The organism is Thiemannella venezuelensis (assembly GCF_014203605.1).
Classification (GTDB): domain Bacteria; phylum Actinomycetota; class Actinomycetes; order Streptosporangiales; family Streptosporangiaceae; genus Planomonospora_A; species Planomonospora_A venezuelensis.
Genome location: NZ_JACHJJ010000027.1, coordinates 71,123 through 86,290, shown reverse-complemented (window position 1 = coordinate 86,290; position 15,168 = coordinate 71,123). Strand labels below are relative to the sequence as shown.

Sequence of the window (15,168 nt, the reverse complement as noted above, 5' to 3'; positions counted from 1 at the left end):
TCGTGCCCGCCCGCTAGGGTTTGGTCTCCTATGGGTGGAGGTCGGGGCAGACTCGGGCGCGTCGGCCCGTACACGCTGGTGGAGCGCCTCGGCAGGGGCGGGATGGGCGAGGTCTACCTCGCCGCCACCCGCCGGGGTGAGAACGTCGCGCTCAAAATGCTCCGTGACGCGATCGAGGCCGACTCCGAGGCCCGGATCCGCCTGGAGCGCGAGGTCCGCGCGCTGCGCCGGGTCGAGAGCCCCTACGTCGCCCGGGTGCTCGACGCCGACCTCGCCTGCGACCGTCCCTACCTGGTCATGGAGCACATCGAGGGCGACACCCTGCTCGACCGGGTGCGGACCGCCGGCCCGCTGACCGGCGCCGACCTGGTCGTCCTGGCCCAGGGCCTGGCCGCCGCGCTGGCGATCATCCACGCGGCCGGGGTGGTCCACCGGGACCTCAAACCCGCCAACGTCCTGGTCGGCCCGTCGGGTGAGCCCGTCCTCATCGACTTCGGCATCGCCCAGGTCCTGGACGCCACCCGGCTCACCATGACCGGCACCTTCCTGGGCACCCCCGGCTACTCCGCCCCCGAGCTGTTCGCGGACGAGCCGGTGGGCGAGCCCGCCGACGTGCACGCCTGGGCCGCCACGGTGGCCTTCGCCGCCACCGGCCGCCCCACCTTCGGCCGGGGCACGGTCGAGGCGCAGATGTACGCCATCCTCAACGGCCAGGCGGACCTCGCCGGGGTCCCCGCCGCGCTCCTGCCGCTGCTGCGCGCCGCGCTCCACCGGGAGGCCGCCAAACGCCCCACCGCGGCCCTCCTGGCCGCCCGCCTCGCCCGCCTGGCCCGCGCCCGCGAGCAGTCCCCGGAGCCTCCGGCGCCGCCGAAGACCGCCAGGACCGTGCGGAGGAAACCCGCCCCGGCCGAGCCGCCGCCCCCGCCGCAACCCGCCGCCGCGGAGAAAACGGGCCCGGAGAGGACGGGAGCGCGCAAGGCCGGGACGAAGGCGGAGAGCGGAGCCGAGCCCGGGCCGGAGCGGGAGCCCGCGCGCGCGGCCAGGCAGGCGTCCGGGAGCAGGGAGCCCTCACGCGGCACGCGGACCGCGGCGGCCGAAGGGCGGGAGCCCCGGCGGGCCTCCGCGACGGGGACGCGGACCGCCAGGACCGCCTCCCGGGGGCGGCAGGCCGACAGCGCCCTGGCGGCCGAGGCGGCGCCCTCCGCCCCGGCGGGTCCGCTGCCCGCGGGGAACATGGCGCTGATCGTCCTCGCCCTGCTGGCGGTGCCCTGCGTGGTGGCCTCGGTGATCTGGCCGGTGGCGACCTTCGCCGTCACCGGGTTCTTCGCCGTCCTGGCACGCACGGTCTGGACCGGGCACTGGCTGGTCAGGAAGCGCAGATCCGCCCGGGTCCGGGGCGCCCTGCGGGTCCTGGGCTTCCCGCTGACCTTCGCGGGCTCACTGGCGAGCGCCGTCTTCTGGCCGGGGCTGCCCGCGGCCGGACTGGCGGCCTTCGCGCTCTGGCTGACCCTGGGCGGGACGCTGCCCCCCGACTGGTGGCAGCGGCCCGCCCCGGTCGCCTTCGCGGGCGTCGTGTTCGGGGTGACCTGCGGCGGGATCATCGGCCGCGAGGTGGAGCGGGTCGGCTCCGGCCTGCCCGACCTCCGCAGGGAGGGGTTGCGGGCGCTGGCCGTCCTCGGCGGGTTCGTCGCCCTGTGCGCGGCGGCCGTACGGGTCGTCGCGCTGGTCCTGTGACCGGTCGGCGCGCCCAGGGCGGGCGACCGTCAGGCCACCTTGGACGAGGGGGCGGACCAGGTGTTGCAGGAGGCGGGATTGCCGGTGACGTAGCCCTTCTTGGTCCAGTAGACGCGGTTGCCGCCCTTGCCTGCGGTGCGGGGCTTACCCTTGACGTCGCCGCTGGTCTGGAGGAGACCCAGCAGGTGCTTCCAGTCCTCACCCGGCCGCCGTAGGGAGGACCAGACGCTCTTGACGAACACGCCGCCTAGGCAGTCGGTCTGGAGGCTCTGACGCCGGATCTGCTCGTTCAGCTCGTTCTTGTTCGCGTACGGCGCCGCCTGGAAGGCCTCCTCGATGCCGACGAGGTTCATGACGTGGTATCCGTACATCCCGCCCGCCAAGTGGAGCAGCCAGAGGTCGTCCGTGTCCTCCAGCCAGTTCTTTCCGAGCTGCGCCATGATGGTCTTCGACTGCGGGCAGTAGTACGCCATCGAGTCGTCTTTGACGATCTCGAAGTCGCAGTACTTCTTGGGAATCTTTCCGAACTTCAGGACCGGCTTGCTGAACGGGAGACCCGCCTTGGTGAGGTGGGCACCCCAGACGGTGTCCAGACAGGTGTTGATCCCGGCCCAGTACTTCTTCAGCGAGGCGGCGTCGCCGTCCTTGACCGGCGGCTCCTTGCACGCGGCCGCGGCGAGTCTGCCGGAGGAGTAGAGCTTGTTCTTCGTCAGCATCTCGTCCTTGATCGGGTAGGCGTGGGCCGTACCCGACAGCAGCAGCCCGGCCAGCCCGGTCAGGGCTGCGATCATGCGCATTCTCATGGCCCGGCACAGTAGGGCAATCTTCATGTACATGCAAAAAGGTCCGGAAGGTGAACTTCCAGACCTTTTTGTGAACGAAATGAGCTAGTTGCCGTCGCGTCGGGAGAAGCGGTTGAAGATGCGCTCGCCGGCGTTGACCGCGCCCTCGGCGACGTCGCGCAGGACGCCGATGAACGGGTCCTGGGACTGCGACCAGGACTCGCGGTAGGAGCGGGCCGCGGCCTTGACCTCTTCGGAGATCTTCGCGCTGGAGTCGTCGGCGCGGCGCGGGTAGTCGCCGCGGAGGACGCTCTCGTACTCGCCGCTGCGGCGCCACCTGTCGAGCTCGGCGACCCGGGAGACGGCGAACGGGTGGGTGGTGCCCAGCAGGTTGAGGACCTTCAGCAGGCCGTCGCGGACGTCGCCCGCCGTGTCGTACTCGCGCGCCTGGTCGAGGAAGGCCTCGATGTTCATCTCGTGCAGGCGCGAGCCGCCGGCCAGCTTCATCAGCGCGCGCAGCGCGGCGTCGGGGTCCTGCCCGACGAGCAGGCCGCCGCGGTCGGCGGAGAGCTCGGACTTGCGGTGCCACTCCTCCAGCCCCGCCACGATCGCGCGCAGGCCGATGTAGCCCAGCGGGATCCAGGCCACGCGGGTGGCCAGGCGGGTGAGGATGTCCAGCATGGTGCGGTAGACCGCGTGGCCGGACAGGATGTGGGCGGTCTCGTGGCCGATGACGAAGCGCTGCTCCTCCTCGTCCATCAGGTCGAGCAGGCCGGTGGTGACGACGATGAACGGGTCGTCGAAGCCGATGGCCTTGGCCTGGACCTGCGGGCTCTGCTGCACGTAGACCTCCGGGATGCGGTGGAGGTCGAGCACGTAGGCCGCGTCGCGGCCCATGTCGTGCAGAGCGCGGAACTGGGTGTCGCTCGTGCGCACCGCCGAGGCGAGGTAGATCAGGCGCAGACGGCGCTCGCTGATCAGACCGGACATCTGCTTGAGGACCGTGTCGAACCCGCTGAGCGAACGGAGAGCGACCAGCGCGGACCGGTCGGCGGGATGTTCGTAGGCACGGGAGCTGATGCCGGGAAGCTGCACGCGGTTGCGATCCGGGGTGGTGGTCATGTCCGGCATGCTACGTCGGGTCCGCCTGTCACGCGCGGGGGGCCCTTAAAAGCTCTGTACGGCTTGCGCGTATGGTCCCTTCCATGATGAACGCGCCGATCGGCCGGGGGAAGCGCCGTCTGGGCGTCATGGGAGGAACCTTCGACCCGATCCACCACGGTCACCTGGTCGCGGCCAGCGAGGTCGCGCACCACTTCGAGCTCGACGAGGTCGTCTTCGTGCCCACCGGGCGGCCCTGGCAGAAGGCCGACCAGGCGGTCTCCGCGCCCGAGGACCGCTATCTGATGACGGTCATCGCGACCGCGTCCAATCCCCGCTTCTCGGTGAGCCGGGTGGACATCGACCGGCCGGGCCCGACCTTCACCATCGACACGCTGCGTGACATCGCCGACATCCACGGCCCCGACACGGAGCTGTACTTCATCACCGGCGCCGACGCGCTCTCCCAGATCCTGAGCTGGCGGGACGTGGACGAGCTGTTCACCATCGCGCACTTCGTCGGCGCCACCCGTCCCGGCCACCACCTGCACGACCCCGGCCTGCCCGCGGGCCGGGTCAGCCTGCTGGAGATCCCGGCCCTGGCCATCTCCTCCTCGGAGTGCCGGGAGCGGGTGGCCGCGGGAGAGCCCATCTGGTATCTCGTGCCCGACGGCATCGTCCAGTACATCGGAAAGCGCGGGCTGTACCAGCGGGCAGAGGACTGAGCAGGGCTTTCCTCAGCCGTCCGCCGGGCGGCCGGCCGCCCGGCCCTGACCGCTGCGAGGCCCTTCGGGCCCTTGCACGGGTGCCTTCGGTGGGCCCCGGCTCCAGGATGATCGTGATTGCAAACCTGGGCCGTAGGTGGTTGCGGCGGCAGACAGGGCGACCAAGCAGGAAGATGTGGTGGCGAAACGTGGAAATGTCGCTCTTACCTGCTTGGATCGTGCGACTGCCCGGGATGGAAGGTAAGGGTTCGCGACAGAGCTCATCGCGCACGCAGTGGTCAGGACCGTCGAGGGCTCGTTCGGCCCAATGGTGATCGACTCGGCCGTCCTCGACGACGAAGACCATGCCCCGTGGGAGCAAGAATGGTCGTCAATCAGACGTGATGGTTGGGCGGAAATGGGACGTAATAAAGCGCAGAAACTCCACCGAATCATGTTGGTTATGGTCGGCCCTTACCCGCATGACCTGGGCGGGCACCCTGCTCGATCTTCTAGTTGAACCTGCTCCGCTTCGAAGGACACCCCTGGGGTGATGGTCGGGCCGCGCAAGCGGCCTCGTAAGCGGCAGGGCTCGACGATCTCGGCCTTGAGCTCACGCGTGAGCGGCGAGGCCGGGCGGCGGAACGGGCGCCCGGCCCGGAGCACCGTTGCGGATACCCTGGTCAGGGCACCGGCGAGCGCGCCGCATCAGCGGACGCCGCCTGGACCGCGCGCAGAGCCCGCGGCCGGACCGCCAAATCGTTTGCGGTGCGGAATCGGGTGGCACACGATATGCGTTGTATCCGTGCCCGCTCTTAACGCGCGCCACACCGGGCATCCTTAGGGGTGACCCCTGGGCATGACAGGGCCGACTACCGGAGGACTAACCCACACCGTGACCGCAACCGACAGATCCGTTCAGCTCGTCAGGCTCGCCGCCGAGGCCGCCGCCGACAAGCTGGCCGACGACATCCTCGCCTATGACGTGAGCGAGCAGCTCGTCATCACCGACGCCTTCCTGCTCTGCTCCGCCACCAACGACCGCCAGGTCCGTGCCATCGTCGACGAGATCGAGGACCGGCTGCGGATCGAGGCCGACGCCAAGCCCGTCCGCCGCGAGGGGGAGCGCGAGGGCCGCTGGGTCCTGCTGGACTACGTCGACATCGTCGTGCACGTCCAGCACGAGGAGGACCGCACCTTCTACGCCCTGGAGCGGCTGTGGAAGGACTGCCCGGCGATCTCCCTGCCGGACAGCGTGACCCAGGTCGCCGCGCAGCGCGCCCGCCCGGCCGCTCCGGGGGACGCCCTGTGACGGGACGGCATGAGCGGGCCGCCGTCCGGACGGCCCCCGCCCCCACCCCCGCCCCCGCAGCCCGCGGTGAGGGCGGCGCATGAGCCGCCGGGTCGTCTGCCTGAGACACGGCCAGACCCTGTGGAACGTCGAGCGGCGCTTCCAGGGCCACACCGACATCCCGCTGGACGAGACCGGCATCGCGCAGGCCGCGCGCGCCGCCTCGATGCTCGCCACGCTCCGCCCCGAGCTGATCGTCGCCTCCGACCTCCAGCGCGCCGCGGACACCGCCGACGCGCTGGCCCGCGTCACAGGCCTGTCCGTGACCGTTGACGAGGACCTGCGCGAGCGCGGCGGCGGCGAGTGGGAAGGTCTCACCCGTGAAGAGATCTCCGCGGGCTGGCCCCGTGAGTTCGCCGCCTGGGAGGCGCCCGGCGGGGAGGACGTCGCCGACGTCGCCAAGCGGGTGTCGGCCTCCGTCCGCCGCTGGGCCGAGCGGCTCAGCCCCGACGGGCTGCTGGTCGTCGTCTCCCACGGCGCGGCGATCCGGCTCGGCATCGCCAGGCTGATGGGCCTGCCCCAGGAGCACTGGCCGGCCCTCGGCGGCCTGGGCAACTGCTCGTGGTCGGTGCTGCAGGAGGGCCGCAAGGGCTGGCGCCTCATGGAGCACAACGCCGGGACCCTGCCGGAGCCGATCCAGAGCGACGACAGCCCCGAGGCCGCGCCGTCCTGACGGTGCGTACGGCTCGCCTCCGCCGGTGACGGGCGCGAGCCGTACGGCCGTCGATTAGGTGAACGGGACGTTGTCCCTATATGCTTCCCAGGCGCCGCAACGAGAGCACTCGGAGCGGTGACCAGGGGCTATGGCGCAGCTGGTAGCGCGCCTCCATGGCATGGAGGAGGTCTGGGGTTCGAATCCCCATAGCTCCACAGCGGGCCGTTCTCGAAACGGCCTGGAGCACGTTGACGAGATCCCGCCCGATCGCCTCGATCGGGCGGGATCTCGTCGTTTCCCCGGATGGCGTGACCACCGGCGGTATCACCGACCGTTTGCGCAGCTCCTGCAGCTCCTGGCCCTTCGATGCCCCGGACGGGACGGGTTCCGGTTCAGGACGACCGGATCCGCGGATCAGGAGATCGCCTCGGCGGGGCGGGCACGGAGGAGGAACCGCACGGGAAGAGCGGTGGCGGCCAGGGCCAGGGCGGCCACCGAGGCGACCAGGGCCAGGTAGGCCGGCGGCGGCACGTGCGGCCGTGCCGAACCGATCATGCCCAGGCTGAAGGCGGTGAGCGTGACCAGCGAGATCACCGTGCCGACGGCCACCGAGACCAGCACCGCGGTCAGCGTCTCCAGACGGGCCATCCTCAGCACCTGCCGGCGCGTGGTGCCGACGAGGCGGAGCAGGGCGAACTCGCGGGAGCGGTCCGAGGCGGACATCGCCAGCGTGTTGACCGCGGCGATCGCGGTGAACGCGATGATCAGGCCCATCGTCACGTAGTTGACCTCGGCGTTCGGCGCTCCCGCCTCGGCGGCCCGGACCCTGTCGAGCACCGCGACGCCCGGTGCGGCCCGCTCCAGGGCCGCGCGGGAGACCGACGGCGCCGAGACCAGGACGGTGGAGAACGGATCGTCGACGTGCGGGCGCACCAGCTCGTGCGCCAGGAGGAGCTCGCCGTACCCGAGGCCCCGCTCGTAGAGGGCGACGACGCGGAGCGTCGCGCGGGTGCCGTCGCCGAGGGTGAGCCTGAGCGGCGAGCCGACCGACACGCCGAGGCGGGACGCGGCGGTCCGGCTGACGGCGACCGTCTGCGGGCCGAGCCCGTGCAGCGATCCGGCGACCACTCCGGGGTCGAGCGTCAGCAGGAGCCCCGAGGGCGTGACGGCTCGTGCGCCGTACTTGTCCAAGCCGACCCGGACCGAGGTGTGCAGCATCTCGGTGACCGCCTCCACGCCCGGCACCCGGCGTACGGCCTCGGCCGCGGAGGAGGAAACCCGCGGGCCGAGCACGTAGTCGGCGCGGTCACCCGCGGCCGCCTCCTCCTGGGCGGCGTGCCCCATCGTGGTCTGCACGAACAGGATCGTGCACGTCATGGCGACCATCAGGCTGAGCGGAGTGATCACCAAGGCCATCCGGTGCGACCCGGCCCGCAGGTTCGCGGCGGCGAGGTACCCGCTCACCCGCCAGGCGCGCAGCACCACTCCGAGCAGCGCGACGGCCACCCGGGCGATCACCTGGCCGAGCAGGGCGGCCGCGACCGTCCACACCAGTGCGGTCAACATCGTCACAGGGCCGGATGCCGCCTCGGTGGACAGCCCCGACAGCACCAACGTCAGCACGGCACCGCCCGCGGCGCACAGCAGTCCGGCGATCATCCGTCCCCGGGGCAGGCGCGCGGCCGGCAGCGCCGCCTCACCGAGGGCCTCGACCGGGCGGATGCGGGCGGTACGGCGAGCGGAGAGGCGCGCGGCGGTCCAGGCGGCCAGGACGGTTGCCGCGAGTGCGGCGAGTACCGGGAACGGGCTCACCACGAGCCGCAGGTTCTCCGGCATCACGCCCAGCGCGACGAACCGGGAGCGCAGCCAGAAACCCAGGCCGACTCCCAGAGCGGACCCCGGGATCCCGGCGACGGCGCCGAGCATGAGCGCCTCGCCGCCGAGCAGCCGACGCACCTGCCGGGGCGTCGCCGCGACCGCTCTCAGCAGGGCGATCTCCCGCTGGCGCTGCTGGACGGAGAGCGCGAACGTGCCGACCACGACGAGGACCGCGACCAGCAGCGCGGTACCGCCGAGGGCGCCGCCCATGCTGACCAGCTTCAGCCGTGCCTGCTCCGCGTCGAGGAACTCGGCCGCGCCGCGCTCGTCGCCGGTGTGGACGAGCGCACCGCCGAGCACCGGGGCCGGGTCGATCCGGGACGCGCCGGACCGGGGGAAGACGCCGATCGCGCTGACCAGACCGGGGCGGCCGGCCAGGCGGCGGGCCTCGGAGGCGGCGAAGAACAGTATGTCCTGGCTGGGCAGGGCCTCGGCGGTGACGCCCGTCACCCGGTAGACCCGTGATCCCACCGGTGACTCCACGGTCACCTCGGCGCCCACCTCCAGCCCCGCCCGTGCGTCCGCCACCAGTTCGTTCCCGCTGCCGGGCGCGCGTCCGGCGCGCAGGGTGAACGGAGTGAGCGGGGCCGACTCCCAGCCGTGCCCCCAGAAGGACCGGCCCGCGGCCAGGACGGGGAAGGTCACCTCGGTGACCACCCGCTCGACCCCCGGGAGCCGGCTCAGCTCCCCGGCGAGAGAGGCGGGGATCCACCGGCGCTCTGACAGGGCCTTGGCCTTCTCCTTGGTCTTCCCCTCCGACTTCCGGATCGTCTCGCGGGCGTACTGGTCGCCCGCGACGAGCATCGGGGTACCCGCGTAGCGCTCGGGGGCGACGCCGCCGCGCAGCCCGGTCTCCAGCAGCATCCCGCAGGCGCAGACCAGGGCCGCCGCGCACATCAGGGCGAGGAAGGCGCCCGCGAAGCCGGCCTTGCGGTGCCGGATCGTCCGCAATGCGAAGAAGATCATTACACCCACGCTCCCAGCCTGGTCATCCGCTCGGCCACGCGCTCGGAGGTCGGCGCGGTCATCGTGTCCACGATCCGGCCGTCGGCCAGGAGCAGGACGGTGTCGGCGTAGGAGGCCGCCACCGGGTCGTGGGTGACCATCACCACGGTCTGGCCCATGCCGTCCACCACCTCGCGGAGCAGCCTCAGCACCTCACGGGCGGTCATCGTGTCGAGCGCGCCGGTGGGCTCGTCGCCGAAGACCACCTCAGGCCGGGTCATCAGCGCCCGGGCGATGGCCACCCGCTGCTGCTGTCCGCCGGAGAGCTGGGCGGGCCGGTGCCCGGTCCGCCCGTCCAGGCCGACCCTCGAGACGATCTCGCGGAGCCAGGCCCGATCCACCCGGCTGCCCGAGAGCCGCAGCGGCAGCGTGATGTTCTCGGTCACGGTCAGCGCGGGCACCAGGTTGAACGCCTGGAACACGAACCCGATCCGCTGCCTGCGCAGCTTCGTCAGCCGCGTCTCGTCCATCCCGCTCAGCTCGGTGCCGCCCAGCTTTACCGAGCCCGAGGACGGTGAGTCCAGCCCGGCCGCGCAGTGCAGAAACGTGCTCTTCCCCGACCCCGAGGGTCCCATCACCGCGGTGAAGCTCCCCTGCGGGATGCCCGCCGTCACCTCGCGCAGGGCCGCCACCGCGCTCTGGCCCGTGCCGTACACCTTGCTCACCGCGTCCAAACGCACTACGTCCGTCATGCCTGCCAGCCTGCTGGCCTGCGGTCCGCCGGGCCAGAGATGTGATCATCGAGGGACCGTGACATCGTCATGATCCGGACACTGGTAGACATGTCCCGTGATCCGTGTGCTGTTGGCCGAGGACCAGTACGTCGTCCGGGGCGCCCTGGCGGTGCTGCTGGGCCTGGAGGAGGACCTGGAGGTCGTCGCCGCCGTCGAGTCGGGCGACGCCGTGGTGCCCGCCGCGCTTCTGCACCGGCCCGACGTCGCGGTGCTCGACATCGACATGCCCGGCGCGCTCGACGGCCTCGCGGCCGCGGCAGAGCTCCGCCTGCGATTGCCCGGCTGCCGGACGCTCATGCTCACCGCGTACGGCAAGCCGGGCCATCTGCGCCGGGCGCTCGGCGCGCGGGTGGACGGGTTCCTGCTGAAGACCGCGCCGCCGGAGGAACTGGTGGCCGCCATCCGCGCGGTGGCCGGCGGAGAGCGGGTGCTCGACCCCTCGCTGGCGGTGACGGCCTGGGACCTGGCCGACAACCCGCTCACCCCCCGCGAGGCCGACGTGCTCCGGCTGGTGGCCGAGGGGATCGACGCGGCCGAGATCGCCGGGCGCCTCTTCCTGAGCGCGGGGACCGTGCGCAACTACATCACCGCGATCGTCGCCAAGCTCAACGCCCGCAACCGGGTCGACGCCGTGCGCATCGCGAGACAGGCGGGCTGGATCTGACCGCGCCGCACCCGCACGGCCGGGACGGGAGGCGGGGACCGGGCCGCCCGGGGACGGCCGCGGCGCCTGCCGTCCGAGGCGCGGGGGAGCCTCAGCCGGCGGGGACGGACACCGCGAGGGACGCGGTGGGGACACGGGCCTCGATCTCGAACCGCTCGCCGTCGCGGGTGGTGGCGAGACTGCCGCCGAGGGCGGCCAGCCGCGTGGTCAGGTTGCCGACTCCCGCAGAGCCGCGGCGCCCCGCGGTCCGGTCCGGGGCGGAGTCCTCGGCGGGAACCGCGGCCGGGCGCACGCCGTCGTTGCGCACGCGGAGCCGTACCTCGCCCTGCTCGCAGTCCGCCGTGATCGTGCAGCGGCGTGCGGCACTGTGCCGGAGCACGTTGGTCACCGCCTCGCGCAGCACCGTGCTCAGCACGGTCTCGACCTCCGCGGCGACCCGGCCGTGGCTCAGCTCGACCGTGACCTCGATGCCCGCGGCGCCCAGGAGCGACCGCGCCGAGTCCGCCTCGGCGGCCAGCGCCATCTCGTGCCGCTCCCCGGAGACGGAGCGCAGGTCGGCCTCGGCCTTGTCCACCATCTCGAGTACGTCCTCGATCTCGGCGCGGGCCCGGACGGGGTCGAGCCTCCTGGCCAGCTCGCACTTGAGGAGGATCGCCGCCATGCTGTGGCCGAGCAGGTCGTGCAGGTCCCGGGCGGCGCGCAGGCGCTCCTCGACCACCGCCGAGCGGGCCAGCTCCTCCTTGACCGCCTGCACCTCCTTCGCCAGCAGGGCCAGGCGGAGGAGCCCGTGGACGACCAGGCCGGTCACCAGCGTGCTCACGGTGTAGTTCACCGTCACGGCGGGCTCCAGCCCCAGGGCGACGCCGATGACCGCGGCACTCGCCGTCACCGAGGCGACGAGCGGCCAGGCGAGCACCGCGGGGAAGGCCAGCAGGAGCGGGCCGGACAGGAAACCGGCGACGCCCAGCCAGACCGCGCCGAAGGCGGGGATCGGGAGATAGGTGAGCAGGGCCATGACCGCCAGCGACCGTATGTGGTGGCCGGACACCGAGCGGAGCTGCAGGAAGAGGATCAGCCCGAGACAGGCGGCCGCCGGGGGCAGCGAGCCTGCCGGGAGCTGGAGCAGCGCCTTGGCGCTGAACCCGGCCAGGACGACGGCCAGCAGGGTGAAGGAGAGAACGGAGGCGTGCCGGTCGTCCGGCGGGAGCGACGGAGCGGATCCGGCGCCGGGAAGCACGACGGAGACGGTGAAACGGCCGGTGGAGGACAGGCCTGTGGTGAGCGATCCGCCCGCCTCGGCGACCCGGCCCGGAAGGTCGCCCAGGCTCTCGTCCTCCGCGGTCCTGGCTCCGTCGTTGGAGACGCGGAGCCGGACTCCGCCCTCGGACACGTCGGTCTCGATCTCGCACGTCGTCGCCGTGCCGCGCCGTACGACCTCGGTCACCGCCTCCCGGAGCACGGCCGCGAGCAGCGCGCCCGCGGGCCCCAGCGGTTCGGCGTGGCCGACGCGCACGTGCGCGGTCACGCCCGCGGCCGCCAGCATCGCGCGGGCGGTGGTGATCTCGGGCGCCAGAGACATGGCGCGGTACCCGGAGGCGGCGGTCCGCGCCTCGGCCAGGGCGCGCCGTGCCGTGCCCGCGACCTGTCCGAGGATCTCGGCCGTGCGTTCCGGCTCGGCCAGGGCGCGCCTGCCGCCTGCGGCGATCATGGTGAGGCCTCGCCCGAGACCGTCGCTCAGTTCGGCGGCGATGTGCAGGCGCTCCTCGGCGACGGCGGCCACGGCGAGGGCGAGCCTGGCCGAGTGCAGCTGGTCGACCCGCTCGGTGAGCCGGGTCAGGCCGTAGACCACCAGCGCGATCAGGACCATCGTGATCGTGGCGTCGGCTGCGGCGGACGCTTCGCCGTACCGGACGGAGCCGATCACCGCCGCCGCCACGGCGACCGCCGGAGCGAGCGGCCACAGCGGCGACAGCAGCAGTGACCCGGCCAGGAAGCCGAGCATGCCGACGGATGCGCCGGAGGCGAGAACGCCCCAGAACCCGGCGCCGGCCTGTACGGCGAACAGCACCGTTCCCCGGAACCGCCTGAGCGCCGGCAGGACGTGGACGAGCTGCAGCGCGAACACGACGATCGCGATCGGCATCCCGGCCAGCAGGTACACGCTCGCGAACGCGCCCAGAACGGCGAGGGTGATCCCCCGGGCCAGATGGGGCGCCTGCATCTGTGGCAAATCCGTACCCCCGAACATCCGGGGGAACAGCCTAGACGAGCCGGCCCGCCGATCGTCGCGGGCACGGCACGCGTCTGCGCCGAACGCGACGCCTGCCTGCGGCTGAAGCCGTTCGAATTCGCCGCCGCCCGTCAGGTCCCGGCGACGGTCGGCGGCCCGTCCAGGAGCGCGGATACCGAGGCGACCGCACTCAGATTCCGCGCATTCCCGCCGCGGACTCCAGCGCACACCGCCAAGAAATCAGAGATTCACCCGGTCGCCGCTTACCCGGCGCGCACACGGGCACGATCAGGGACGTGAGGACCCGGCCGGGTGAGGAACGGCTGGCGGACCACTTGTCGATCAGTGTTCTCACATCCGCCTTCCCGGTGTCACTGCTCGACGAGGTGATACGGGCCAGCGGGTGCGCGGACAGGCGGCGACGAGCTTTGCCGGCCCATCTGACGATGTACTACGTCCTGGCGCTGTGCATGTTCCCCGACAGGAACTACGACCAGGTCATGCGCCTGCTCCTGAACGGGCTCGCGTGGCGCTCCCGCAGGGTCCTGCGGTGGGAGGCGCCCAGCACATCGGCGATCAGCCGGGCCCGCGCGCGGCTCGGCGCGGAGCCCCTGCGGGCGCTTCTGCACCGCGTGGCCGTCCCCACGCCCCGTGCCCATGACGAGGACTTGGCCGGACTGTGGCCGGTCACGATGGACGACATGACGCTGGCCGTACCGGGGACCCCCGACAACGCGGCGTTCGGCCGCCCGGACGGGAAAAGGCCTCTCCCCTGTGTCCGGGTCGTGGCGGTGGCGGAGAACGGGACCCACACGCTGGTGGACGCGACGTTCGCGGGCTCGGCGGTGGAGCGGCACACGCTGGCGGCGCGGGCGCTGCGCAGGCTGGGACCGGGGGCGCTGCTGCTGGCCCGGTCCGGTCCCGAGGGGTTCGGGCTGTGGCGTACGGCGGCGGCGACCGGCGCGCACCTGCTGTGGGGGATCGCCGGGGCTGACGGGCTCGCAGTGGAGCACCGCCTCGGGGACGGCTCGTATCTGTCCCGGCACGCCGCGATGGGAGGCGCGCCCGTCAGAGTCGTTCCCCGGCCGGGCACGGACTGGCTGGTCACGACGCTGACGGATCCGGGGCGGGCGCCCGTGGCCGAGTTGTCGGCACGGTACGCCGGGCGGTGGGACATGGCGGGCGCGATGGCCTGGGCCGGCCGGTGCGGCCCGGCGGCTGTGCTGCGTTCCAGGAGCGCCGAGACGGTGGCCCAGGAGGTGTGGGCGCTGCTCTGCGTCTACCAGGCGATGTGCGCGCTGGCGTTGTGGACGGAGGGCTCGCAGCTGTGGCCCGCCCCTCCCGCGCGAGGCGGGGAGGCGGGCCGATCCCCCGGAGGGGAGGGGCTGTACCGCTGCGGCGAACGCCGTCAGGAGGTGATGTGGAGCTTCTGGTCGTAGACGCCGGATCCGGCGACGGTCTCGCCGAGCAACTGGAAGGTGGCGCTGTATCTGGCCGTACCGGGGCACAGGAAGCTTCCACTGACCTTGGAGAGGCCGGAGTTGACGGCCCTGGCCTGAGCCTGGTCGACGGAGGGGTCGGGGCGGGCGGCGTTGTCGGCGTTGAAGCCGTCCAGGACGATGCTGTCGGAGGCCCCCGATCCCCGGTAGACGCAGGTGATGGTGCCGAACCAGCCGGTGGTCACCGAGGAGACCCTGACATTCGTGAGCGTCAGGGTCGCGTCGCGCCCGCCGCTCACCGCGCCGTAGGTGACGTTGCCCCCGTTCCACGGCAGTCCCACCGCGCTCACGGTGGACTGGCCGCCGGCGCTGTTCGGGCACGCCGGTCCGGGGCTGTTGCTGAAGGAGAAGCCCGAGACGTTCAGGGCGGTGCCGTCCGACTGGATGGCGGCGTCGATGTTGCCGGTGTTGCAGGTGGCGGTGCCGAGCGAGGTGGAGACCGACACGGGCGCGATCAGCGTCGCCCGCACCTTGCCCGCGTAGGCGGCGCCCGCAGCGTTGTCCCTGTGGATCGTGGTGGTGGCCGCCCAGGCGGGGGCCGCGGCGAGGATTGACGCCGCGGCGGCGAGGAGGACGGCGGCGGCGAGGTTCCCGAGACGTTTCATCGGCCACTCCAATACGATATGCCGGTTATTTCGAGAATAAAGACAGGTGTATTCTCCGTCAATGTCCGGGAGTCGATTCGAATTGTCATTGATCGTATTCTGATCCGCTTCGCGGAAATAATGTTGAGATAAGCGCTCCGCTATGGGGCCCCTCCCTTTTCTGGCGCGTTCCAGCCGGCGGATCGAAGATCACCGGGGTCCGGTCTTGCCGCCGACGGGCCGGATG

12 protein-coding genes and 1 tRNA gene are annotated in these 15,168 nt (G+C 72.3%); 7 read left to right on the top strand and 6 right to left on the bottom strand.

The features are described 5' to 3' along the window. Positions 1-30: 30 nt before the first annotated feature. Entirely contained in the window at positions 31-1,734 is a 1,704-nt protein-coding gene (locus FHS22_RS39055; protein ID WP_184947511.1) for a protein kinase domain-containing protein, read from the top strand. Between the two features lie 29 nt (positions 1,735-1,763). On the opposite strand, the gene FHS22_RS30665 is transcribed toward FHS22_RS39055, so the two are convergent. Next, positions 1,764-2,537 (bottom strand): neutral zinc metallopeptidase, encoded by a 774-nt coding sequence (locus FHS22_RS30665; RefSeq protein ID WP_184947509.1) that lies wholly within the window; start codon positions 2,535-2,537, stop codon positions 1,764-1,766. An 84-nt stretch (positions 2,538-2,621) separates the two neighbouring features. Then, the gene (locus FHS22_RS30660) at positions 2,622-3,647 is read right to left on the bottom strand and encodes a M48 family metallopeptidase (RefSeq protein ID WP_184947507.1); all 1,026 of its coding nucleotides are present in this window, start codon (positions 3,645-3,647) and stop codon (positions 2,622-2,624) included. Between the two features lie 74 nt (positions 3,648-3,721). On the opposite strand from FHS22_RS30660, the gene nadD reads away from it, so the two are divergent. From nadD to FHS22_RS30640, 4 genes are all read left to right on the top strand, one after another. Further along, complete coding sequence (gene nadD, locus FHS22_RS30655; protein WP_184947505.1) at positions 3,722-4,342, top strand: nicotinate-nucleotide adenylyltransferase; 621 nt, start codon at positions 3,722-3,724, stop codon at positions 4,340-4,342. A gap of 874 nt (positions 4,343-5,216) precedes the next feature. Further along, the gene (gene rsfS / locus FHS22_RS30650) at positions 5,217-5,633 is read left to right on the top strand and encodes a ribosome silencing factor (RefSeq protein WP_184947504.1); all 417 of its coding nucleotides are present in this window, start codon (positions 5,217-5,219) and stop codon (positions 5,631-5,633) included. A gap of 79 nt (positions 5,634-5,712) precedes the next feature. Further along, the gene (locus tag FHS22_RS30645) at positions 5,713-6,345 is read left to right on the top strand and encodes a histidine phosphatase family protein (RefSeq protein ID WP_184947502.1); all 633 of its coding nucleotides are present in this window, start codon (positions 5,713-5,715) and stop codon (positions 6,343-6,345) included. Between the two features lie 124 nt (positions 6,346-6,469). After that, positions 6,470-6,542, top strand: a tRNA-Ala gene (locus FHS22_RS30640). A gap of 199 nt (positions 6,543-6,741) precedes the next feature. Here the strand turns inward: FHS22_RS30640 and FHS22_RS30635 are convergent. Beyond that, entirely contained in the window at positions 6,742-9,171 is a 2,430-nt protein-coding gene (locus FHS22_RS30635; protein ID WP_184947556.1) for an ABC transporter permease, read from the bottom strand. Continuing rightward, positions 9,171-9,902: an ABC transporter ATP-binding protein gene (locus FHS22_RS30630; protein WP_184947500.1), complete on the bottom strand. Its 732-nt coding sequence runs from the start codon at positions 9,900-9,902 to the stop codon at positions 9,171-9,173. Before FHS22_RS30630 ends, FHS22_RS30635 begins: the two co-directional genes overlap by 1 nt. Positions 9,903-9,999: 97 nt before the next feature. On the opposite strand from FHS22_RS30630, the gene FHS22_RS30625 reads away from it, so the two are divergent. Beyond that, positions 10,000-10,608 (top strand): response regulator transcription factor, encoded by a 609-nt coding sequence (locus tag FHS22_RS30625; protein WP_184947498.1) that lies wholly within the window; start codon positions 10,000-10,002, stop codon positions 10,606-10,608. 91 nt (positions 10,609-10,699) lie between these two features. On the opposite strand, the gene FHS22_RS30620 is transcribed toward FHS22_RS30625, so the two are convergent. After that, positions 10,700-12,829, bottom strand: coding sequence for a sensor histidine kinase (locus FHS22_RS30620; protein ID WP_221474313.1), 2,130 nt, complete (start codon positions 12,827-12,829; stop codon positions 10,700-10,702). Between the two features lie 305 nt (positions 12,830-13,134). Here FHS22_RS30620 and FHS22_RS30615 point away from each other — a divergent pair, with 305 nt between their 5' ends. Further along, positions 13,135-14,277, top strand: a complete 1,143-nt coding sequence (locus FHS22_RS30615; RefSeq protein WP_184947496.1) for a transposase domain-containing protein — start codon at positions 13,135-13,137, stop codon at positions 14,275-14,277. Here the strand turns inward: FHS22_RS30615 and FHS22_RS30610 are convergent. Beyond that, entirely contained in the window at positions 14,247-14,942 is a 696-nt protein-coding gene (locus FHS22_RS30610; protein ID WP_184947494.1) for a hypothetical protein, read from the bottom strand. The two genes, FHS22_RS30615 and FHS22_RS30610, sit on opposite strands and share 31 nt — an antisense overlap. Positions 14,943-15,168 lie beyond the last annotated feature (226 nt).